This window comes from Pseudoxanthomonas sp. J31, assembly GCF_000510725.1.
Lineage (GTDB): Bacteria > Pseudomonadota > Gammaproteobacteria > Xanthomonadales > Xanthomonadaceae > Pseudoxanthomonas.
This window is the reverse complement of the sequence record NZ_AZNZ01000003.1, coordinates 47645-69651: the sequence shown is the minus strand read 5'-3', so window position 1 is coordinate 69651 and position 22007 is coordinate 47645. Positions and strand designations below refer to the sequence as shown.

Genomic DNA, 22007 nt, shown 5'->3' with positions numbered 1-22007 from the left:
ATGACTCAAGATTCGCCGCCCGCTGACTTCTTCTTGCGCGCAGGCTTGCTCGCGTCGCTAGGCGGCGTCTCGGCCGCGTTCGCGGCATCGGGCTTCTCAGGCTCGGCCGACTTCGCGGGTGGCTCCTGGCGCTCGAAGACCACCCGTTCGGCCTTGTCGTCCCAGCGGGCGCTGACGTGATCGGCCTTGCCGATACCGCCACCCAGCATCTCGCGCGCCAGTGCCGTCTCCAGCTCGCTGCGGATCAGCCGCTTGAGCTCACGCGCGCCGAACTCGGGCTTGTAGCCTTCCTCCGCGAAGTGATCGATCAAGGTCTGGTCGAAGGTCAGCGTCACGCCCTGGCTGGCGGCGTTGCGGGCCACACGATCGAGCTGCAGGCCGACGATATGGCGGATCTCCTCCTTGCCCAGCGCGTGGAAGACGATGATTTCGTCGATGCGGTTGAGGAACTCGGGGCGGAAGTGTCCGCGCAGCACGTCCATCACCTCGGCCTTGGTCTTCTCGTATTCTTCGCCGGCGGCGCCACGGGCCTTCAGCCGACGCTGGATGATGTCCGAGCCCAAGTTCGAGGTGGCGATGATGATGGTATTGGTGAAATCCACCACCCGGCCCTTGCCGTCGGTGAGCCGCCCGTCGTCGAACACCTGCAGCAGGATGTTGTAGACGTCGGGGTGAGCCTTCTCGATCTCGTCCAGCAGCAACACGCTGTAGGGCTTGCGACGCACCTTCTCGGTGAGCTGGCCGCCCTCGTCATAGCCCACATAACCCGGAGGCGCGCCCACCAGGCGTGCCACGGTATGGCGTTCCCCGTACTCGGACATGTCGATGCGCAGCAGCGCACCTTCATCGCCATAGATGGACTCGGCCAGCGCCTTGGCGAGCTCGGTCTTGCCCACGCCGGTCGGCCCGAGGAACAGAAAAGTCGCCACCGGCTTGCTGCCTTCGCGCAGGCCCGCGCGCGACAACCGCACGGCATCGGCCACCGCGCGCACCGCTTCGTCCTGGCCCACCAGGCGCTCGTGCAGCCGCTGCTCCAGATGCAGCAGCTTCTCGCGTTCTTCCACCGTCAGCTCGTTGACCGGAATGCCGGTCAGACGCGAGACGATCTGCGCGACATGCTCGGCCTTGACTTCGGCGCTGCCCGAGGCGCGCTCGCGTTCCCATTCCTCGACGAGCTTCTTGAGTTCAGTCTCCTTGGCCTCGATGCGCTTGCCCAGCTCGGCGGCCTTGTCGTACTGCTTGCGCGAGGCCACATAGTCCTGCTCACGCCGTAGCTGGTGCAGTTCGGACTCCAGCTCTTGCACCGCCACCGGGCGGGCCGTGGCCGACAGCTTCACGCGTGCGGCCGCCTGGTCGAGCAGGTCGATGGCCTTGTCAGGCAAAAAGCGCGCGGTGATGTAGCGGTCCGACAACTCGGCGGCGGCGATAATCGCATCCTCGGTGATGCTGACCTTGTGGTGCGCCTCGAAGGTGTCGCGCAGGCCGCGCAGGATCATCATGGTCTGCGCTACCGTCGGCTCGGGCACCATCACCGGCTGGAAGCGACGCTCCAGCGCGGCGTCCTTCTCGATGTACTTCTGATACTCGTTGAGCGTGGTGGCGCCGATCAGGTTCAGTTCGCCGCGCGCCATCATCGGCTTGAACACGTTGGCCACGTCCAGCCCGCCTTCGCCGCCACCCTGGCCTGCACCGACGATGGTGTGCACCTCGTCGATGAAGAGAATCAGCTCGCCCTGGTGCTCGGTCACTTCCTTGAGCACCTTCTGCACGCGCTCCTCGAACTCGCCCCGGTACTTGGCGCCAGCCACCATGGCATTGATGTTGAGTTCCACCAGGCGCTTGTCGCGCAGCGTCTCAGGCACTTCGCCGGCCACCATGCGCTGCGCCAACCCTTCGACGATGGCGGTCTTGCCGACGCCGGGCTCGCCGATCAGCACCGGATTGTTTTTCTTGCGCCGGGCCAGCACCTCGATGGTGGTCTCGATCTCCTGCGCACGGCCGATGACTGGATCGAGTTTGCCCTCGCGCGCCATCTTGGTGAGGTCGCGCGAGTATTTATCCAGCTCGGGCGTGTTGGTCGGCGTCTCGGCGCGGCCATCCTCGGCCCCTTTGCCGACCACCTTGCTTACCTGCTGGCGCAGCGCTTGTGGCGTGAGGCCGTAACGGCGCAGCAGGTTGGCCGCCAAACCTTCGCCTTCCTCGGCGAGCCCGATCAGGAAATGCTCCGGCCCGACATAAGAGTGGCCGAGTTCGTTGGAGGCCACGAAAGCACGGCTGAGCGCGTCCTTGACCCGGGGCGACACGCCGATCTCGCCCTCGAACGGCTTATCGCCGCGCTTGGCTTCGGATTCGATCTGGCGCTTGAGGTCATCGACCTTGATCTTGAACTGCCCCAGGATGGTCTTGACCACGTCGCTGCCGGATAGCGCCAGCAGCAGGTGTTCGGTATCGACTTCGGCGCGCCCGAACTCTGCAGCGTGTCGGGCGGCCTCCTGCAATAGGGCCTCGGACTGTTCGCTGATACGGCTGGCGAGCCCACTGCCGCGACGGCGCGCGGTGCCCGTACCGGCCGGGGCGGGTTCGCCGAACGAGGCATCGACGACCTCGTCGGTATCGGCCGCCATGGACGGTGCGTCGTCACCGATGCGGAAGAAGTCGCTGCCAAGGAAGTCTTCGAACAGCCCGCTGCGCGAGCCGAACAAGGCTTCCAGCGGTGAGACGGTGCGCTTTTGCTGGCGCACCAGTTGGCGATAGTGATCGTCACACAACAGCATGGTGCTGTGGCGACCATTGAGATTGGCTTCCACCCGCACCGTGGCGGGTTGGCCGCAGACTTGGCATTGTTTTCTGGCCATGCTGATGCTCCTGTAAAGATCTGACGAGGCCCCGCCGATCACGGTCATCTCTTTGTGGTTTTTGAGAAAAACGCGCTGCCCCGCGTCAGCCGTTGATCGGGATCGAGCGCCCCTGCTTGGGCGTACTGGCCTCGCGCTTTTCCATCGTGATCGTGAGCACGCCGTTCTTGAAAGCGGCCTTGATCGTGTCCTGGTTGGCATCGGCCGGCAGGTTCAGAGCGCGCTGAAAGCTGCCGTAGGAGCGCTCCACCCGGTGGAAACCGCCGTCTTTCGTTTCCTGCTCCTGACGCTTTTCACCGCGCACCAGCAGCACGTCGTTCTCGAGCGTGATCTGGATGTCTTTTTCCTCGACGCCGGGCACTTCCAGGGCGATCTTGTACTGCTTGTCGGTCTCCTGGATGTCCAGCGCCGGTTTCAGCAGGCCCGGCCACTCCGACGGCCAGCGTGGCATGGCCAGCGTCGGGAAACCGAAGCCTCGAAACGCGTCGTCGAACAGGCGATCGATCTCGCGATGCAATTGCAGGATGGGGCTGACCGGCCCACCCGCCACCGGCAGGTCATTGCGCTGCATCGGCAGCGAGGCAGTGCTCTGTTGTTCTTCCTGCTCCTTCTTGAACCAGTTCCAGGGAGCCAATTGCTTGAAATCAATGTCCATGTCACACCTCCAGAAGAAAAATTGAAGACTCTCGCTCACGCCGTTTGCCTGCGGCGACGGACAGCGCGCCCAGACGACACGGAGTGTTCCGCTGACTTTGGCTGCTCATCTGTGCGTATCACCTCCTTCTTTCTGCCTGCTTGGATCTGATCATTGATCCATCGATCGATTTCACTTTGACGAAACCGCCACGTCCCGCCGACCTTGAAGGCCGGAATCTCCCCGTGCGAGGCGAGCCGGTAAAGCGTCCGCTTGCCGACTTTCAAGTAGGCAGCCAACTCGTCGAGTGTGAAAATCGCCTGCTGGCGCGCTGTCATATCACCCCCACAAGTTCCGCCTTCGTACAGCCTCAATCGAGGATTTTTTGCAAAACCTTGCAAGAACATTGCGCCTAACATGCAGGAAGTCAAGAGTCAACATCCCGCGATCTGCTTGGCGAATGATGTGACTCAAATTTCCAGAGAGGGTGTGCTGGGGCAGTCCGATCCGGCGATAGGCAAAGGTTTAATCGGGAGCGGATGCCGCCGTGTTTCGAAACGTCGGTACTTGTCGACATCTACCGACGAAACGGAACAAGTGCCGACGCGGGAAGACCTTTCTGGATTGCCACTACCATCCACGCCGGCAGGTGAGTCCTGGTTTCGAGCACGGCGTTCCAGTCATCCCGCCCGATGCGCCCAACCAACTTGCCGACGTGGTTTCGGCGAGGTCCGGGCCAAGCCATTCAAGGGCTATGACGACATCACCGGCGAGACTATCGCCCAGCACCAACATCCACCTGGGGGCACGGCGGATCTCGATGACCTGCTTGCCGAGATTGAGCGTCCGCGCGCGGCCGTCGGTCAGGTAGATCTGTCGGACGGGGACCTGCGTGGTCAGCCCCAGGGCACTGGCCGCAGCCGCGCCATGACGGACGATGGCGTGCCCCGTGATGCGCGTGAGGGACTGGACCAGTTTGTCGGCGGGCGGCGGGACTGAACCGAAGCGGCTGGCCGTCACGGCGACGTACATGCCGCGCGCCACGCGCCTCAAACGCCCATGCCGTGCCAAGCGAACCAACTGCCGCGACGCTTGATCGCGATTGACCAAGTGCTCCAGGTCCAGGCTCCTGAGCAAGGCGCCCTCCGGCTGCGCATCGATCCAGCGGCTGACGATCTCAGCTTGTTTGGCCATGGGCAACGACCGCAGACTGGCTGGTTGATATCTGCAGGCACGACTCCTCGTAGGCTTCGATGTCGACTTGGCGGTAAATCACCCGACCACAGAGTTTCAGGAATTTCGGCCCAATTCCCACGCTACGCCAGCGTTCGAGGGTGGCTTCGCTGATACTCCAGCGGGCGGCCAGTTGTTTTTGATTGAGGTGAACGACGTCCATCTTGGTCTCCTTCCGCATGAGTTGGCAGGAGTCCATGAAGGCGCTGTTCGGTCCGCCAGCCAGGTCAATTCAGAAGACGCGCGGTTACTACGGGAGATCGTTCAGCTCGTAGCTGGTACTGCGCCCGCCCGCATTCGATTTCCGCAGCACGCCGCGCGCGAGCAGGTCGTTGATGTCGCGCAGCGCCGTGTCTGGCGAGCACTTGGCGATCGCCGCCCACTTGCTGCTGGTGAGCTTACCTTCAAAGCCATCGAGTAGCCGGTTGAGCAATTTCACCTGTCGCTCGTTCAAAGGTGTGGCTGCCCAGTGCTGCCAGAAGCGTGCCTTGGTCAGCACGGCATCGAGGGTGTGCTGCGCCTGATCGACGGCGCGATGCAGGGTGTCGAGGAACCAGGCCAGCCACTCGGTGACGTCCATGGACCGCTTCTGGGTGCCCTCCAGAATATCGTAGTAGGCCTTGCGCTCCCGCTGGATCTGCGCCGACAGGCTGTAGAAGCGCTGCGGGCTGCCGTCGGCGCGCGCCAACAGCAGGTCGCCGATGGCCCGGGCGATACGGCCGTTGCCGTCGTCGAACGGGTGCAAGGTCACGAACCACAGATGGGCAAGCCCCGCCTTGACGAGCGGTGGCTCACCCGAGTCCGCATTGACCCATTCGAGGAAACGACCTGTCTCGGTCTCCAGTCGATCGGCGGGCGGCGCCTCGAAATGCACGCGCTGGCGGCCGATGGGGCCGGAAACCACCTGCATGGGGCCACTGGCGTCGTCGCGCCAACTGCCGACCTTGATCCTGGAGAGGCCGGAGTAACCAGTGGGAAAGAGCGCCGCGTGCCAGCCGAACAACCGCTCGCGGGTCACCGGCGCCGCGCAGTTGACCGTGGCGTCGAGCACCATCTCCACCACGCCTTCGACATGACGATCGACTGGAGCCAACGCCCCGATGTCGACGCCCAGCCGGCGAGCGATGCTTGAGCGCACGGACTCGACGTTGAGCTGCTCGCCCTCGATTTCGCTGGTCTTGACCACGTCTTCGGTGAGCGCCGCCAGGCTGGCCTGATCGCGCAGCGCCATGCCCACGTCGGCCAGACGCCCCAGCAAGAGCCCTTGAGCACGACTCACATCCGCCATAGGGCCAGCGAGCGCCGCCAGGTCGAAGCGCCAGTCCGGCCAGTCACTGGCCTGCCAGATGTACTTGTAATCGCCGCTGTTCATGCGGAGATTATGGGCTTCATTCTCCGCATGCGCAAGTTATTCACCGCATATAATGCGGCGATAGAAGGTGCGATTCCCCGCACCCCGGGCTGCCTTACCCCGGAATGGGTGTGAATGGGTGTGCTCTTGGTCGGGAGGACGGACGCGGGTTCAATTCCCGATTCCGGAATCGAACCGGACCAGAGAAGCATACGAATTTGAACGGCCATATCGGTGACCGATCCACGGGAAAAACCGCTTGATCGTCCGCTGCCTCTGGCCTGTCAACCCCCGCTTTTCGCAGCAGCCAGCAGGACTTATCAACTTGCCGGAACGCCGGTATCGCGTACTTTCTTCAACGGTCGTTTGGCGCGGGCTGCCGCCCCACCACCAATATTCCAGACAAGGCCCGGGCAACCCCCGGGCCTTGTTCTTTTCCGGCTTCCGCTGCGATGCTCGCCGCCTCGCCGGTCGCGGCACGGAAAGGAACGCCATGGCACCCCGTCCCTGGATCGCCCTCGCCCTGCTGGCGGGCCTCGTTTCCGCCCCATCCCATGCCGGGATGCGGGTGTTCCCCGATCCCGCCGCCACCGGCCAACGCATTGCCGCGAACGTGGGCGGCCGCACCGCGCCGCATCCGCAAGGCATCGCCCACCAGTGGCCCGGCGTCTACTTCGAGACCGCATTCGATGGCAGCGAGGCCGTATTCGAGCTGGTTCATCCGCCGCTGGCCCTGCACGTGCTGGTGGACGGCGAGCGCATCGACACGCTGCGCCAGGCCACGCCGGGGCGCTACCGCGTGACCGGACTGGCCCCGGGCCGGCACCAGCTTCGCCTGGAAACGGCGAGCGAAAGCCAGTCCAGCGTGCATGTCTTCGGCGGCTTCCTGCTGCCGGAAGGGAGCAAGCCGGCGCCGATGCCGCTGCGGGCACGCCGGATCGAGTTCATCGGCGACTCGCATACGGTCGGCTACGGCAGCATCTCCACCCACCGCGAATGCAGCAGCGAGGAGGTCGATGCAACGACCGACACCAGCGCAGCCTTCGGCCCGCAGGTGGCGAAGCACTACGGCGCGGACTACCGGATCAATGCCATTTCCGGCCGCGGCGTGGTCCGCAACTACGACGGCCACGATGGCGACACCCTGCCCGTCGCCTGGCCCTACCTGCTGCTCTCGCACGAACACCCCGACAACGACGCCTCCTGGCAGCCGCAGCTGGTGGTGATCGCCCTGGGCACCAACGACTTTTCCACCGCACTGCACGAGGGCGAACCCTGGGCCGACCGCGCCGCCCTGCGTGCCGATTACGTGCGCACGTATGCCGGCTTCGTACGCCAGCTGCGTGCACGCTGGCCGCAGGCGCACTTCGTGCTGTGGGCCACCGGCTTCTTCGAGGGGGAAATCCGCGAGCACGCGCGCCAGGTCGTCGAAACCCTGCAGCGCGAGGGCGAGCACCGGATCAGCTTCCTGCCGGTCGACGGCCTGGACATGCAGGCCTGCCACTGGCATCCATCGGCGGCCGACCATGCCCGCCTGCGCGACGCGCTGGTGGCGCACATCGATGCCCTGCCCCCGCCCTGGGAAACGCCCGTGGACTGACTCAGTGCGCGCGCCTGCGCCACGGCCGGCGCGCGCGGAACAGCACCAGGTAGGTGCCCGCGACCCAGGCCAGGCCCGCGGCCCAGCCGGCCATGACGTCGGAGGGGTAATGCACGCCCAGGTACAGGCGCGACAGACCCACCAGCAGCACGAACGCCACCGCCGCCACCGCCACCGGCCAGCGCCAGCGGGTGCGCCACGCCAGCAGGATCGCGACCATGGCCAGGGTCATCGAGCCCATGGCATGGCCGCTGGGGAAGCTGAAGGTGGTCTCCGGGGCGATCGATTCCCACAGGTCCGGGCGCGCGCGCTGGAAGCTGTGCTTGGCGGCCAGGTTCAGCAGCGCCGAACCGACGAAGGACACCGTGGCGAAGGCCGCCTCGCGCCACTTCCTCTTCAGCAGCAGGACCAGCGACAGCAGCACGTCGAGCGGGATCACCCCGTACTCGTAGCCGGCATGGGTGACGGCGACGAAGAACGCGTCCAGGCGCGGCCCGGCCAGGCCGTTGAGCCAGCGCAGCAGCGCCTCGTCGGCGTGCACCATTTCCTCCAGCTCGTGGACCTCGTCGGCCAGCTCGGCGAACAGCCACAGCGGGGCCAGCACCCCGAGGAACAGCAACAGCAGCAGGCCCAGCCTGCGGCGCGGCGGCAGCACCGGCGCCGCGGAGTCTCCCGGAGGCGGCTCAGCCGGCCTTCCGGGCATACCGGGTCTCGACGTACTCGTCGATCAGGGCCACGAACTCGGCGGCGATGTTCTCGCCCTTGAGCGTGACCTTCTTTTCCCCGTCCACGAACACCGGCGCCGAGGGCGCCTCGCCGGTGCCCGGCAGGGAGATGCCGATGTCGGCATGGCGCGACTCGCCCGGGCCGTTGACCACGCAGCCCATCACCGCCAGGGTCAGGTTCTCGGCGCCGGGGTGGGACACGCGCCATTCCGGCATCTTCGCCCGCACGTGTTCCTGCACGGTCTTGGCCAGCTCCTGGAAGAAGGTGCTGGTGGTGCGGCCGCAGCCCGGGCAGGCGGTGACCATCGGGGTGAAGGCGCGCTGGCCGGTGGTCTGCAGCAGCTCCTGCGCCACCACCACTTCCTGGGTGCGCGGCTGGCCCGGCTCCGGCGTCAGCGAGATGCGGATGGTGTCGCCGATGCCTTCCTGCAGCAGCACCGCCAGCGCCGCGGCGGAGGCCACGATGCCCTTGCTGCCGATGCCGGCCTCGGTCAGGCCCAGGTGCAGGGCGTAGTCGCAACGCGCAGCCAGGTCGCGGTACACCGCGATCAGCTCCTGCACGCCGCTGACCTTGCAGCTGAGCACGATGCGCTCGGCCGGCAGGCCCAGCTCCACCGCGCGGTCGGCCGAATCCACCGCCGAGCGGATCAGCGCCTCGCGCAGCACCCGGCCGGCGTCCCAGGGTTCGGCGCGCTGGCTGTTCTCGTCCATCAGCCGCGCGGCCAGGGCCTGGTCCAGCGAGCCCCAGTTGGCGCCGATGCGCACCGGCTTGCCGTACTCGATCGCCTTCTCGATGATCGCGGCGAACTGGGTGTCCTTCTTCTTGCCGAAGCCGACGTTGCCCGGGTTGATCCGGTACTTGGCCAGCGCCTCGGCGCAGGCCGGCTCGGCGGCCAGCAGCTGGTGGCCGTTGTAGTGGAAGTCGCCGATCAGGGGCACGTCGATGCCCATCATCAGCAGCTTCTCGCGGATCCGCGGGATCGCCGCGGCCGCCTCCGGGGTGTTGACCGTCAGCCGCACCAGCTCCGAGCCGGCGCGCCACAGTTCGGCCACCTGCTTGACCGAGGACGCCACGTCCGCGGTGTCGGTATTGGTCATGGACTGGACGACCACCGGGGCACCGCCGCCGACCGGCACGCCGCCGATGTTGACCTGGCGGGTGGGACGGCGCGGCCAGGGTCCGATGGAAGCCGGCGGCGTGGGCTGGGTGACGGCATCGTGCTGCATGTGCGCATTCTAGTCGCCCGCGGCCGAACATGGCCGAACCGGCGCATTCCGGCCGGCGGCCGACGCGGCCTTGCCACCGACCGCGGCATACTCGTCGCACCCGGCCCGCGCGCCCAGGACACCGCCATGCTCAAGCCCAGCTACCCGCTCTACGTCGCCAACGCCGCCGAAACGCCCAATACCGACCTGGAAGTCCGCGACAAGTACAGCGGGGAGGTCGCCACCCGGGTGGCCATGGCCGACGCGGCCACGGTGGAGCGGGCGATCGCCGCGGCGGTGGAGGCCGCCCCGGCCATGGCCGCCCTGCCCCCGTTCCGCCGCCAGGCGGTGCTGGAGCATTGCACCGCCCGCTTCCGCGAGCGCGCCGAGGAGCTGGCCCTGGCCCTGTGCATCGAGGCCGGAAAGCCGATCAAGGACGCCCGCGGCGAGGTCACCCGCCTGATCGACACCTTCCGCATCGCCGCCGAGGAGGCGGTGCGGATCGAGGGCCAGACCGTGAACCTGGAGATCTCCGAGCGCGGCCGCGGCTACCGCGGGATCTGGAAGCGGGTGCCGATCGGGCCGTGCAGCTTCATCACCCCGTTCAACTTCCCGCTCAACCTGGTGGCGCACAAGGTGGCCCCGGCGATCGCCGCCGGCTGCCCGTTCGTGCTCAAGCCGGCCGGCAAGACCCCGGTGGGCGCACTGATCATCGCCGAGATCCTGGCCGAGACCGACCTGCCCAGGGGCGCATTCTCGGTGTTCGCCTGCGACAACGAGGTGGCCGCGCCGCTGGTCGAGGACGACCGGATCAAGCTGCTGTCCTTCACCGGCGGCCTCATCGGCTGGGACTTCAAAGCCCGCGCCGGGCGCAAGAAGGTCACCCTGGAGCTGGGCGGCAACGCCGCCTGCATCGTCGACGCCGACCAGGGCGGGTGCCTGGACCACGTGGTCGAGCGCCTGGCCTTCGGCGCCTACTACCAGTCCGGGCAGAGCTGCATCAGCGTGCAGCGGATCCTGGCCCACGCCGACGTCTACGACGCGCTGAAGGACAAGCTGGCGGCGAAGATCGCCACTTTCGTCGCCGGCGACCCGAAGGACGAGAAGACCTTCATCGGCCCGATGATCGACGAGGACGCGGCGCGCCGGCTGGAAGGCTGGATCGAGTCGGCGCGCAAGGCCGGGGCGAAGGTCGTCGTCGGTGGCGGCCGCAAGGGCAACATGCTCGAGGCGACCCTGCTGGAGGACGTGCCGGCGCATTGCGAGCTGCAGCGCCAGGAGGCGTTCGGCCCGGTGGCGCTGCTGCAGCGCTTCGAGGATTTCGATTCGGCCCTGGAGACGGCCAACGATTCGGACTTCGGCCTGCAGGCCGGCGTGTTCACCGACAGCCTGGACCACGCCATGCGCGCCTGGGACCGGCTGCAGGTCGGCGGCGTGGTGGTCGGCGACGTGCCCAGCTTCCGCATGGACAACATGCCCTACGGCGGGGTGAAGGATTCCGGCTTCGGCCGCGAGGGCGTCAAGTACGCCATCGAGGACATGAGCGAGATCCGGCTGCTGGTGATCCGCAGCTGAGCCGCCGCGCTCAGCGCACCCGGCAGGCCGAGGGCCGGCCCAGCAGGTAGCCCTGCCCGGCGCTGCAGCCCAGCTCCAGCAGGGTGGCGCGCTGGGCCTCGGTCTCGATGCCCTCGCCCACCGTCTCCATGCCCAGGCTGTGCGACAGCGCCAGGATCGCGCGCACCAGGGCCAGGCTTTCCTCGCGCCCGCCCTCGGCGTCCAGGCCGGCGACGAAGCTGCGGTCGATCTTCAGCCCCAGGATCGGGAACCGGTGCAGGTACGACAGCGCGGAGAAACCGGTGCCAAAATCGTCCAGCAAGGCGCCCACGCCGCGCGCGCGCAGGCTGTCGAGCATGCGCCGGATGCGCGGCGCGTCGTCCATCAGCGCCACCTCGGTGATCTCCAGGCGCAGCCGCGCCGGGTCGGCGCCGGCGCCGTCCAGCAGGCCCAGCAGGGGGCGGGCGAAACCCGGCGAACGGAAGTGGCGCGGCGAGACGTTGACCGAGATGTAGCCGCTGCCGCCGCGCGCCAGCTCCTCAATCACCTGCTCGTACAGCAGCCAGTCGACCTGCTCGATCAGCCCGCTCTCCTCGCCCAGGGCGATGAACGCCGCCGGCGACAGCAGGCCGCGCTTCTCGTGGCGCCAGCGCAGCAGGGCCTCGTGGCCGACCACCGCGCCATCCTCCAGGCGCACGATCGGCTGGTAGTACGGGATGAACTCGCGGCGCTGGATCGCCCGGCGCAGGTCCGCCTCCAGGTCCAGGCTGCGCACGGCCTGCTCGCGCATGGCCTCGTCGAACATGGCGTAGCGGTCGCGGCCCTCGTTCTTGGCCCGGTACATGGCCGCGTCGGCGTCGCGCAGGAGCTCCTCGCCGCTGCGGTAGCGCGGGTGCCACAGGGCGATGCCCATGCTGGCCGAGGGGAACAGTTCGCGGCCGGCAACCCATAGTGGCTGGCCGATCACGCCCAGCAGCCGGCGCGCCAGCTCGCGCACCTCATCGTGCCCGTCCGGGCAGGCGGCCAGCACCGCGAACTCGTCCCCGCCCAGGCGCGCGACCACGTCGCCGGGGCGCATGGCCGACACCAGCCGCCGCGCCACCTCCACCAGCAACTCGTCGCCTGCGGCGTGGCCGATGCTGTCGTTGACCACCTTGAACCGGTCCAGGTCAAGGAACAGCACGGCGAAGGCGTGCCCGGCGCCATCGCCGGCGCGCCGCAGCGCGGCGCCCAGCGAATCCAGCAGGCAGGCGCGGTTGGGCAGCCCGGTCAGGGCGTCGTGCAGGGCCTGGTGGGTGAGCCGCTGCTCGGCGCGCAGGCGCTCGCCGATCTGCGCCAGCAGCTGCTCGTTGGCCCGCTCCAGCTCGCTGGTGCGCTCGGCCACGCGCCGCTCCAGGTCCGCATGGGCCAGGCGCAGCCGTTCCTGCGCCGCCTGCCGGGCCAGGCCGGTGCCGATGTTGTGGGCCACGAACGAGAGCAGGCGTTCGTCGTCGCTGCTGAAGCTGATCTTCGGGTCGTAGCTCTGCACCGCGATCACGCCCACCACCTCGCCGTCGCGGCGCAGCGGCACGCCCAGCCAGCTGCTGGCCCGCACCGGGCCGGGGTCGTGCACCTCGCCGGCGGCGATCAGGCGGTCGATGTCCGCGCGGTGCGCCAGCAGGGTCGTGCCGGTGCGCATCACGTACTCGGTCAGGCCCTTGCCCGTACGCCGCGGCGGGCGGTGGTCGCCGCCCTGGTCCACCGAGTACACGAACTCGATGGTCTGCTGGTCCTCGGCGAGCAGGGCGATGTAGAAGTTGCGCGCGTACAGCAGGTCGTCCACCGCGGCGTGGACCTTGGCGTAGTACTGCTCCGGCCCCTGCGAACTGACCGCCATCTCAGCGATGCGGTACAGCGCGTGCTGCAGGCGCTCGGCGCGCTGGCGCTCGAGCACCTCCTCCTGCAGCTCGCGGTTGGCCCGTTCCAGTTCCAGGGTGCGCTCCAGCACCCGGCGCTCCAGTTCCACCTGGGCCTGGCGCCGGTCCAGCATGGTCTGCACGTGCTGGGCGACGAAGCCCAGCAGCGCGCGGTCCTCCTCGCTGTAGCAACCGGCGCGGTCGTAGCTCTGCACCACGATCGCGCCGCATACGCGCTCGCCGCGGCGCAGCGGCACGCCCAGCCAGTCCAGGCTGTCCGAGCCATGGCGCCGGCTGCGCTGCGGCAGGCCCAGGGCGCGGCGGATCCCAGCCGAGGGCCCGCGCAGGGCGCGGCCGTGGCGCAGCAGGGCCAGGGTGAGGCTGTCGGCCATCTCCTGCACCGGCCACTCGCGGCCGCCGTCCGCCAGTTGCGGGTCGCGGTCGTCGGCGTAATAGAGGAAGCGCAGGCTGCCGCGCCGCTCGTCGTACTCGACGATGTAGCAACTGGGCGCGTACATCAGCGTGCCGATGATGCCGTGCAGGCGCGCCAGCACTTCCTGCATCTCGACCTCGCCGCCGGCCAGGTCGGCGATCTCGTACAGCGCCTGCTGCAGCCGCCGCGACTGTTCCAGTTCCTGCACCCGGGCCTGCAGCCGGCGCTCGTGCAGCTCCGCTTCCAGCAGGGTGCGCGCCGCCGCGCACCAGGCCTGCCGGCGCGCCGGTTCCAGCGTGTCCGGACACCCGGCCAGCGCGGCCAGCCGGGCCTCGCCCTCGTCCCAGGCCGCGCCCAGGACCCCGTCGGGCACCGGGCCGCCGTCCAGCACCTGCTGCAGCCGCGCCCAGGCCTCACCGTCGCTGGCACCGGCGCAGGTGGCCAGGCCCGCGGCCTGCCAGCCCAGGGCCATCCACCCTGCCTCCGGCAGCAGGGACGCAAGCACGGCCCAGGTCCGCCCGGGCCCATCGGGCACGGCGGCACCGGCGGCCGGTGCCGCACCCTCAAGGCCACTGCAATGGATCATCTGTCCTGGATCGAGCTTGCCGGCAACGGCGGGCGCCAGCATAACGGTCCGCCCCGCCGATTTCTCGACCCCAACGCACTGTTCTGTGCGTTGTATCCAACATGAGCACGTGCCCCGCCGCCGCCCTGCCCCTGCCCGCCGCGGTGCCGCTTGCGTCCGGCGCCGGGCGCGCTAGGGTGCCGCACATGGAGCAGGCGGTGGACCCACCCGGAGACGAGATCCTGATGCAGGCCTGGGCCGCGGGCGACGTTGCCGCGTTCGAGGCCCTGTACGCGCGCCACCGCCTGCCGCTGTTCCGCTTCCTGCTGGGCCAGCTGCATGACCGCGCCCTGGCCGAGGAGCTGTTCCAGGACGTGTGGCAGCGGGTGGTGGCCGCACGCGACGGCTGGCGCCCGGACGCGCCGTTCGCGGCCTGGCTGTACCGCATCGCCCACAACCGACTGGCCGACCACTGGCGCGCGCTGAAGCACCGGCCGCCGGCGCCGGCCGACGCCGACGAGCGCACCACCGCGCTGGCGGACCCGGACGACCCGGAGCGGCACGCCAGCCGTTCGCAGCAGGCCGCGCGCCTGTACCGGGCGCTGGACGAGCTGCCGGCCGAGCAGCGCGAGGCGCTGCTGCTGCGCCTGCATGGCGAACTGCCGCTGGAGGAGATCGGCCGCATCACCGGGGTCGGCCGGGAGACGGTGAAGTCGCGGCTGCGCTATGCCATGGACCGCCTGCGCGGGAGGCTGCAAGCATGAGCCGGCACGCCCCCCTGACCCCGGAGGAACTGGAACTGCGGCGCCAGCTCGAGGCGGCTGCCGGCCCGGGGCCGTCGCCGCAACTGGATGCACGCATCCTCGCCGCGGCGCGCCAGGCCGCGGCTCCCCCTGCGCACCCGGCAACCGCCACGGCGCCGGTGGCCCGCGGCTGGCGGCGTGCGCGGCGGCGGCGCTGGATTGCTCCGCTGGGGCTGGCGGCATCGCTGGTGCTGGCGTTCGGCGTGGCCTGGCAGTTGCGCGAACCGCCGGTGCCCGGCCAGGCGTTGCCGGCGGCAGCGCCGGCGGCTGCCGACCGCTCTGCACCAGCCGCGGCGCAGGCCGTGCATGCACCGGCAGCAGAGGAGGCGGCGCCGGCCGCGGATGCGGGTGCCGCGGATTCCGCCGCCACCCCGGCGGTGCAGCGCCCCGCCGCCGCGGTCGCGCGCAAGCTGCCGCCGCCGCCACCGGACGACGCTGCCGTGGCGATGCCGCGCGCGCCCTTGCCGGCCGCTCCGGCGCCGGTCGCGGCAATGGCGGAACCGGCGCCCGCGGCCTCGCCAGCTGCCGAGGTGGCCGCGGCCGCGGAAGCCGCGCGTGCGGCGCAGGACATGGCCCGCGCCCGCCAGGCGCAGGGGGCCGCGCGCCGCGCTGCCGAACGTTCCCGCCAGGAGGCCAGTGCAATGCGCCCTGCGCCTGCGATGGCGCCGCGGCAGGCGATCGCCGCCCCGCCACCGCCTCCGGCATCGGCGCCGGTATCCGCGGCCGCGATCGAGGACGGGCCACCGCCGGTGGCCATGGCCCTGGCCGATCCGCAGGAATGGCTGGAGTGGATCCGCGGGCTGCAGGCCGACGGCGACATCGAAGGCGCACGCGCGAGCCTGCAATGGTTCGTGCGCGAGCACCCGCAGCTGGAAGTGCCCGAGGACCTGCGGCCGTTGCTCGAACAGGCGCCGTGAGTGCGACCGGCGCGTGCACACGCGCCGGTTAGAATGGCGGCGATGACCGATACCCTCGCCGCGCCCGCCAGCCACCTGCTCGAGGTCAAGCACAGCCGGTTCCTGGCCAATGCCGCGCCCGTGGCCACCCCGGAGCAGGCACTGGAGTTCGTGGCCTCCGTGTCCCACGCCGATGCCACCCACAACTGCTGGGCCTACCGCATCGGCCAGGACTACCGATCCAGCGACGACGGCGAACCGGCCGGGACCGCCGGCCGCCCGATCCTGGCCGCGATCGACGGCCAGGGCTACGACCGCGTGGCGGTGGTGGTGACCCGCTGGTTCGGCGGGATCAAGCTCGGCGCCGGCGGACTGGTCCGCGCCTACGGCGGCGCGGCGGCCGAGTGCCTGCGCCTGGCCAGGCGCGAGCCGCTGGTGGAAATGGTCGAGCTGGAACTGGAGTGCCCGTTCGATGCGCTGGGCACGGTCCATGCCGCACTGGCGGCGCACGCGGCCGAAAAGACCTCCGAGGCCTTCGTGGCCGACGGCGCGCGCCTGGGCCTGCGCCTGCCGGCAACCCAAGCCGAGCCCCTGCGCGCGCGCCTGCGCGACGCCACCCGCGACCGCGTGCGCGTCGCCATTCCCGGAAGCAACCCGTGAGCGAAAAGACCCCAAAGGATGGCAGCCGCCTGCAACGGATCGGCAGCCTGCGCACGCTGTGGCCATTCGTGGCCCGCCACCGCGGCCTGTTCGCGGCCTGGCTGGCGGCGCTGGCGCTGTCCTCCAGCGCCACCCTGAGCCTGCCGGTGGCGGTGCGCTACATGATCGACCGCGGCTTCGGCGGCGGCGCCATGATCAACCAGGCCTTCGCCGTGCTGTTCGCGGTGGCCGTGGTGCTGGCGCTGGCCACCGCCGCGCGCTTCTTCTTCGTGTCCCTGCTGGGCGAGAAGGTGGTGGCCGACCTGCGCGAGCGGCTGTACGCGCACCTGGTCGGGCTGGACCCGGCCTTCCACGACCGCAGCCGCAGCGGCGAGCTGGTCTCGCGCCTGTCCGCCGACGCCGAGCTGCTGCGCAGCGTGATCGGCACCACCATGTCGGTGGCCCTGCGCAGCAGCGTCACCGTGGTCGGCAGCCTGGTCATGCTGTTCGTCACCAGCCCGCGGCTGGCGGCCTACTCGCTGGTGGGCATCCCGCTGTCGGTGCTGCCGATCGTGCTCGGCGCACGCCGGCTGGAGAAGGCCTCCCGCGCCAGCCAGGACCGGGTCGCCGACGCCAACGCCCTGGCCGCCGAGAGCCTGGGTGCGGTGCGCACGGTCCAGGCCTACGCGCGCGAGCCCTACGAACGCGCCCGCTTCGGCGAGGCGCTGCGGGTCGCGGTGGCCACCGCGCGGCGGCGCATCGCCGCGCAGTCGCTGGTGACCGCGGTGGCCATCGTGCTGGTGTTCGGCGCGATCGTGCTGGTGCTGTGGTCCGGTGCGCACGACGTGGTCGCCGGCACCATGAGCGCCGGCACCCTGGGCCAGTTCGTGCTGTACGCGCTGATCGGCGGCGGCTCGGTCGGCGCCCTGGCCGAGGTATGGAACGAGCTGCAGCGCGCGGCCGGCGGCATGGGCCGCATTTCCGAGCTGCTCAACGAACAGCCGGCGATCGCCGCGCCGGCGCAGCCGCGCCCGCTGCCGCGGCCGGTGCGCGGCGCGATCCGCTTCGAGGGCGTGCGCTTCCACTATCCGGAACGGGCCGACGCCCCGGCGCTGGATGGCTTCGACCTGGAAGTGCACCCGGGCGAGACCGTGGCCCTGGTCGGCCCCTCGGGCGCCGGCAAGAGCACGGTGCTGTCGCTGCTGCTGCGCTTCCACGACCCGCAGTCCGGGCGCGTGCTGCTGGATGGCATCGACCTGCGCGAACTCGACCCGGCCGACCTGCGCGCGCAGGTGGCACTGGTGGCGCAGCAGCCGGTGCTGTTCGCCGCCAGCGCGATGGACAACATCCGCTACGGCCGGCTGGAGGCCAGCGACGAGGAAGTGCGCGCGGCGGCGGCGGCGGCCGAGGCCGACGGCTTCATCTCCGCCCTGCCCCGCAGCTATGCCAGCGAGCTGGGCGAGCGCGGCGCGCGCCTGTCCGGCGGCCAGCAGCAGCGCGTGGCCATCGCCCGCGCCCTGCTCAAGGACGCGCCGGTGCTGCTGCTGGACGAGGCCACCAGCGCGCTGGACGCGCAGAGCGAGCGCGCGGTGCAGCATGCGCTGGAGAACCTGATGCGCGGCCGCACCACCCTGGTGGTCGCCCACCGCCTGGCCACCGTGCTGCGCGCCGACCGCATCGTGGTCATGGACCAGGGCCGGATCGTGGCCGAGGGCACCCACGAGCAGCTGCTGGCCCAGGGCGGGCTGTACGCCGAGCTGGCGAAGCTGCAGTTCCTGGACTGAGCCGCGGGCACTACGGCAGCGCCCGTTCCATCACCGCGGCGAAGTCGATGCCGGGCGGCAGCGTGCCCATGGCCAGGCCGTGGGCGCCGTCCAGGCGGCTGCGCACGAAGGCCCCGGCGACCGGACTGCCCGCCGCGTGCAGGGCCGCTCCCTGCAGCACCAGGGCGATGCGCTCGACCAGGTGGCGCGCCCGGATCTCCAATTCCTCGCGCGGCTGCGCGAGCAGGCCGGCGATGGCCGCGGCCTGGCGGGCGAGCACCGGATCCATGCTCGCGGCCCGTTCCAGCGCGGCCCGCAGCGCCTGCGCCGCCTGTGGCTCGCGCGCCAGCGCGCGCAGCACGTCCAGGCACTGGATGTTGCCGCTGCCTTCCCAGATCGAGTTCAGCGGTGCCTGCCGGTACAGCCGCGGCAGCACCGATTCCTCCACGTAGCCGGCACCGCCCAGGCATTCCTGGGCCTCGTTGACCAGCGTTGGCGCGCGCCGGCACAGCCAGTACTTGCCGAGCGCGGTGGCCACGCGGGCGTAGGCCGCGGCCTGCGGATCGCCCGGCCCCGCGTCCACCGCGGCGGCCACGTCCAGCGCGAACACGGTGGCCGCCTCCGATTCGATCGCCAGGTCGGCCAGCACGTTGGCCATCAGCGGATGCCCGGCCAGCACCCGGCCGAAGGCCATCCGGTGGCGGGCGTGGTGCAGCGCATTGGCCATCGCCCAGCGCACCTGCGCCGCGGCGGCGAGCATGCAGTCCAGCCGGGTCAGCATCACCATCGGGATGATCGTGGCCACGCCGCGCCCGGGCTCGCCCACCGGCCAGGCCAGGGCGTCGCAGAACTCCACTTCGGAAGAAGCATTGGACCAGTCGCCCAGCTTGTCCTTCAGCCGCATCAGCCGGAACGCGTTCTTCGACCCGTCCGGCAGCCGCCGCGGCAGCAGGAAGCAGCCCAGCCCGTCGGGGGTCTGCGCCAGCACCAGGAAGCCGTCGGACATCGGCGCGGAGAAGAACCACTTGTGCCCGACCAGTTGCCAGGCATCGCCGCCTGGCAGCGGGGTGGCGGTGGTGGCATTGCCGCGCACGTCCGAGCCGCCCTGCTTCTCGGTCATGCCCATGCCCAGGGTGAGCCCGGCTTTTTCCGCCATCGGCAGGTCGCGCGGGTCGTAGGCCGGCGTCGCCGCGCCGCGCGCCCATGCCTCCAGCGCCGGCGCCTGGCGCAGCACCGGTACCGCGGCGTGGGTCATGGTCAGCGGACAGCTGGTGCCGGCCTCGGCCTGGTGGTGCAGATAGGCCAGCGCCGCGCGCGCCACGTGGGCGCCGGGCACCGGTTCGTGCCAGGACAGGCCGGCCACGCCGTGCGCCTTGGCCAGCTCCATCAGCCGGTGGTAGGCCGGGTGGAACTCGACCAGGTCGATCCGCCGCCCCTGGGCATCATGGGTGCGCAGGCGCGGGCGGTCGCGGTTGGCGTCGAAGCCGAGGCGGTACAGCTCGTCGCCGGCCAGCGCGCCATAGGCCTGCAGGCGCGGGGCGAACGCGCCCGCGCCGCCGCGCGACACCGCCTCGCGCAGGGCCAGGTCGTCGCCCCACAGGTCGCGCGGCACCAGCGGCGGCGGCTGGTTCGCGACGGCGTGGGTCTCGAAACGGTTCGGCTGCATGCGCTCCTCCTGCCACCGGGATGGCCGGCCGCGCCGCCGCGCGGTCAGCCGAACTCGAAGTTCATCTCAGGCCCCGCCGGGGCCACGAACCCGCCGGATACATAGTCCACGCCCAGCGTGAACAGCTGGCTCATGGTGGGCGCGTCGCCGACCTGCTCGGCCAGGGTCGCCATCCCGTCGGCCTGGGCGCGGGAGGTGATCTCGCGCACCTTCTCCAGTGCATCGCCGCCCTTGCCCAGGTCGTCGGTCAGGCCCGGGTCGATCTTGAGGAAGGCCGGGCGGAAGTGCGCCAGCAGCTGGAAGGAATCCAGGCCGGAGCCGAACTGCTCCAGGCCCATGCGGCAGCCCAGCGAGGACACCGCCGACAGGAACTGCTGGGCGTCGCGCAGGTGGGTGAATACCTTGGCCTCGGATGCCTCCAGCCACAGGCGGTCGCCGGACACGCCGTTCATCGCCAGCTCGGTGCGGATCAGGGTGGCCATGGCGTCGCCGGCGAACGAGTCCGGGCACAGCCGCACCAGGATGCGGGTGTTGCGGCCGGCGCGGTCGCGCTCGGCCAGGGTGGCGATCGCCTTGCGCACCACCCAGCGGTCGATCTCGCCCAGCAGGCCGTGCTCCTCGGCGATGGCGGCGAAGGCCGAGGGCCGCACCAGCTCGCCGTTGACCTCGATCCGCAGGTGCGCCTCGTACAGCTCGCCGTTGTCGCCCTGCAGGCCCAGCACCGGCAGGTAGTGCAGGACGAAGCCGTCGCCGGCCAGGGCCTCGCGCAGGCGCTCGACCCAGCGCGCGATGCGTTCCTCCTCGGCGCGGTCTGCCGCGCCCGGGTCGAATACCTGGACGCTGTTGCCGCCCATTTCCACCGCCGCGTGCAGGCAATGGTTCGCCTTGGACAGGATCTGCGGCACGCTGGCGATCTTCTCGCCCACCTGCACGCCGCCGATGCTGGCGGTCACCGCCACCGAGCGGGTGCCGACGCTGACCACGTGGGTGGCGATGGCGTCGCGCAGCGCCTCGGCCACGTTGCGGGTGCTGGCGTGGTTGCCCTCCACCAGCACGGCGAAGCTGTCCTCGCCGAAGCGCGCCACCGGCACCTCCGGTGGCAGCGCGCTGCGCACGCGCTCGGCCAGGGCGGCGATGAAGGCGTCGGCCGCGTCCAGGCCGATGTCCGGCAGCAGCCGCGCGTAATGGTCCGGCTCCAGCAGCAGGAAGCCGTACTGGCCGCCGTCGCGGCCCACACGCGCCACCGCGTCCTCCAGCATGCGCATGAAGGTGGGGCGGTTGAGCAGGCCGGTGACCTGGTCGCGCTGGCGCAGTTCCTCGACCTCGCGCGCCAGCTCCGGGTCCAGCTCCTCGCGGCGGCGGAACACCACCTGGATGCAGGGCTCGCCCTCGTAGGTGGCGGTGGCGAACTCCATCTTCGCCGGGAAGGTGCTGCCGTCGAGGTGGCGCGCCTCCATCAGGTATTCGGCCGGCGGCGGCTCGCCGCGCGACAGCGCCTTGAGCAGCTGCTTGAAGGCATCGATGTGCTGCGCCGCGACCAGGTCCAGCAGCGACATGCCTTCCACCTCCTCGAACGACTCGAACCCGAACATCTCCAGGTAGGCGTCGTTGGCGCGGATGTGCATGCCCTCGTGGATGTAGGCCACCGGGTCGCGCGAGGAGGCGATCAGCGCGTCGCAGCGGCGCTCGGTCTCGCGCAGCTGCGCCTCCAGCCGGCGCAGGCCGCGGCGCGCCTCCAGGTCGGACCATTCGCGGCGCACCGTGGCCAGCAGGTGCTCGGGGCGGTGGCGCAGCACCAGGGCGCGCACGCCGTTGCCGAGGCAGGCCAGCACCGCGGCGTCGTCGATCCGGTCGACCAGGGCCAGCAGCGGCAGGTCCTTGCCACTGGCGCCCACCTGCGCGCAGACCTGCTCCAGCGGCATGGCCGTGGAATTGCTGGCCAGCACCAGGTCCACCGGCTGCCCGGCGACCATCTGCGCCAGCTCGGCCGGGTCCTGGGGCCGCAGCGGCCGCACCGCGATGCCGCCGTTGCGCAGGGCGGTCACGACCGCCTCCGCATCCTCCACGCGATCGTCGACGATGAGCAGGCGGATCGTGCTGTCTTTCTGCATGCGGCGGTCCCGGGTCCAGGAGGAAGGGCAGCCGGTTTAATACACGAACCAGGCACGGAGCGTCCATGATCCGCGACA

At 70.3% G+C, this 22007-nt stretch carries 17 protein-coding genes; 6 read left to right on the top strand and 11 right to left on the bottom strand.

What is annotated here, in order from left to right; all coding sequences use genetic code 11:
• Nucleotides 1-5: 5 nt before the first annotated feature.
• The 6 genes from clpK to PSEJ31_RS0105960 form a co-directional block, all read right to left on the bottom strand.
• On the bottom strand, nucleotides 6-2855 hold the full coding sequence (clpK, locus tag PSEJ31_RS0105975) for a heat shock survival AAA family ATPase ClpK (protein WP_028914926.1): 2850 nt from the start codon (nucleotides 2853-2855) through the stop codon (nucleotides 6-8).
• Nucleotides 2856-2940: 85 nt separating this feature from the next.
• Entirely contained in the window at nucleotides 2941-3510 is a 570-nt protein-coding gene (locus tag PSEJ31_RS0105970) for an Hsp20/alpha crystallin family protein (RefSeq protein ID WP_028914925.1), read from the bottom strand.
• Between the two features lie 35 nt (nucleotides 3511-3545).
• Nucleotides 3546-3827, bottom strand: a complete 282-nt coding sequence (locus PSEJ31_RS16470) for a helix-turn-helix domain-containing protein (RefSeq protein ID WP_084220814.1) — start codon at nucleotides 3825-3827, stop codon at nucleotides 3546-3548.
• 292 nt (nucleotides 3828-4119) lie between these two features.
• A complete protein-coding gene (locus PSEJ31_RS15740) occupies nucleotides 4120-4683 on the bottom strand; it encodes a DUF6088 family protein (protein WP_050992272.1) in 564 nt (187 codons plus the stop codon).
• Entirely contained in the window at nucleotides 4667-4885 is a 219-nt protein-coding gene (locus PSEJ31_RS16465; RefSeq protein WP_083852481.1) for a DNA-binding protein, read from the bottom strand. Before PSEJ31_RS16465 ends, PSEJ31_RS15740 begins: the two co-directional genes overlap by 17 nt.
• An 87-nt stretch (nucleotides 4886-4972) precedes the next feature.
• The gene (locus PSEJ31_RS0105960) at nucleotides 4973-6094 is read right to left on the bottom strand and encodes a Fic family protein (protein WP_019400010.1); all 1122 of its coding nucleotides are present in this window, start codon (nucleotides 6092-6094) and stop codon (nucleotides 4973-4975) included.
• A 472-nt stretch (nucleotides 6095-6566) separates the two neighbouring features.
• On the opposite strand from PSEJ31_RS0105960, the gene PSEJ31_RS0105955 reads away from it, so the two are divergent.
• Nucleotides 6567-7673 carry an SGNH/GDSL hydrolase family protein gene (locus tag PSEJ31_RS0105955; RefSeq protein ID WP_050992271.1) on the top strand — a complete coding sequence of 369 codons (1107 nt, stop codon included), beginning with the start codon at nucleotides 6567-6569 and terminating at the stop codon, nucleotides 7671-7673.
• Between the two features lies 1 nt (nucleotide 7674).
• On the opposite strand, the gene PSEJ31_RS0105950 is transcribed toward PSEJ31_RS0105955, so the two are convergent.
• Both PSEJ31_RS0105950 and ispG read right to left on the bottom strand, forming a co-directional pair.
• Nucleotides 7675-8376 (bottom strand): phosphatase PAP2 family protein, encoded by a 702-nt coding sequence (locus PSEJ31_RS0105950; RefSeq protein ID WP_026010801.1) that lies wholly within the window; start codon nucleotides 8374-8376, stop codon nucleotides 7675-7677.
• Nucleotides 8357-9625 carry a flavodoxin-dependent (E)-4-hydroxy-3-methylbut-2-enyl-diphosphate synthase gene (ispG, locus tag PSEJ31_RS0105945; RefSeq protein ID WP_019400007.1) on the bottom strand — a complete coding sequence of 423 codons (1269 nt, stop codon included), beginning with the start codon at nucleotides 9623-9625 and terminating at the stop codon, nucleotides 8357-8359. Before ispG ends, PSEJ31_RS0105950 begins: the two co-directional genes overlap by 20 nt.
• A 126-nt stretch (nucleotides 9626-9751) precedes the next feature.
• On the opposite strand from ispG, the gene PSEJ31_RS0105940 reads away from it, so the two are divergent.
• Entirely contained in the window at nucleotides 9752-11179 is a 1428-nt protein-coding gene (locus tag PSEJ31_RS0105940) for an aldehyde dehydrogenase family protein (RefSeq protein WP_028914924.1), read from the top strand.
• Between the two features lie 10 nt (nucleotides 11180-11189).
• On the opposite strand, the gene PSEJ31_RS0105935 is transcribed toward PSEJ31_RS0105940, so the two are convergent.
• Nucleotides 11190-13958, bottom strand: coding sequence for an EAL domain-containing protein (locus PSEJ31_RS0105935; RefSeq protein WP_037034639.1), 2769 nt, complete (start codon nucleotides 13956-13958; stop codon nucleotides 11190-11192).
• A gap of 299 nt (nucleotides 13959-14257) precedes the next feature.
• Here PSEJ31_RS0105935 and PSEJ31_RS0105930 point away from each other — a divergent pair, with 299 nt between their 5' ends.
• From PSEJ31_RS0105930 to PSEJ31_RS0105915, 4 genes are read left to right on the top strand one after another with little or no spacing between them, the layout of a single operon-like run.
• The gene (locus PSEJ31_RS0105930; RefSeq protein ID WP_019400004.1) at nucleotides 14258-14815 is read left to right on the top strand and encodes an RNA polymerase sigma factor; all 558 of its coding nucleotides are present in this window, start codon (nucleotides 14258-14260) and stop codon (nucleotides 14813-14815) included.
• Complete coding sequence (locus PSEJ31_RS0105925) at nucleotides 14812-15771, top strand: hypothetical protein (RefSeq protein WP_028914922.1); 960 nt, start codon at nucleotides 14812-14814, stop codon at nucleotides 15769-15771. The genes PSEJ31_RS0105930 and PSEJ31_RS0105925 overlap by 4 nt, the downstream gene beginning before the upstream one ends.
• A gap of 33 nt (nucleotides 15772-15804) precedes the next feature.
• Nucleotides 15805-16410 (top strand): YigZ family protein, encoded by a 606-nt coding sequence (locus tag PSEJ31_RS0105920; protein ID WP_037034637.1) that lies wholly within the window; start codon nucleotides 15805-15807, stop codon nucleotides 16408-16410.
• Nucleotides 16407-18173 carry an ABC transporter transmembrane domain-containing protein gene (locus tag PSEJ31_RS0105915; RefSeq protein WP_028914921.1) on the top strand — a complete coding sequence of 589 codons (1767 nt, stop codon included), beginning with the start codon at nucleotides 16407-16409 and terminating at the stop codon, nucleotides 18171-18173. The genes PSEJ31_RS0105920 and PSEJ31_RS0105915 overlap by 4 nt, the downstream gene beginning before the upstream one ends.
• Nucleotides 18174-18183: 10 nt before the next feature.
• Here the strand turns inward: PSEJ31_RS0105915 and PSEJ31_RS0105910 are convergent, their stop codons facing one another.
• Both PSEJ31_RS0105910 and PSEJ31_RS0105905 read right to left on the bottom strand, forming a co-directional pair.
• Complete coding sequence (locus tag PSEJ31_RS0105910) at nucleotides 18184-19818, bottom strand: acyl-CoA dehydrogenase family protein (RefSeq protein WP_028914920.1); 1635 nt, start codon at nucleotides 19816-19818, stop codon at nucleotides 18184-18186.
• Between the two features lie 44 nt (nucleotides 19819-19862).
• A complete protein-coding gene (locus PSEJ31_RS0105905; RefSeq protein WP_019399360.1) occupies nucleotides 19863-21929 on the bottom strand; it encodes an EAL domain-containing protein in 2067 nt (688 codons plus the stop codon).
• Nucleotides 21930-22007 lie beyond the last annotated feature (78 nt).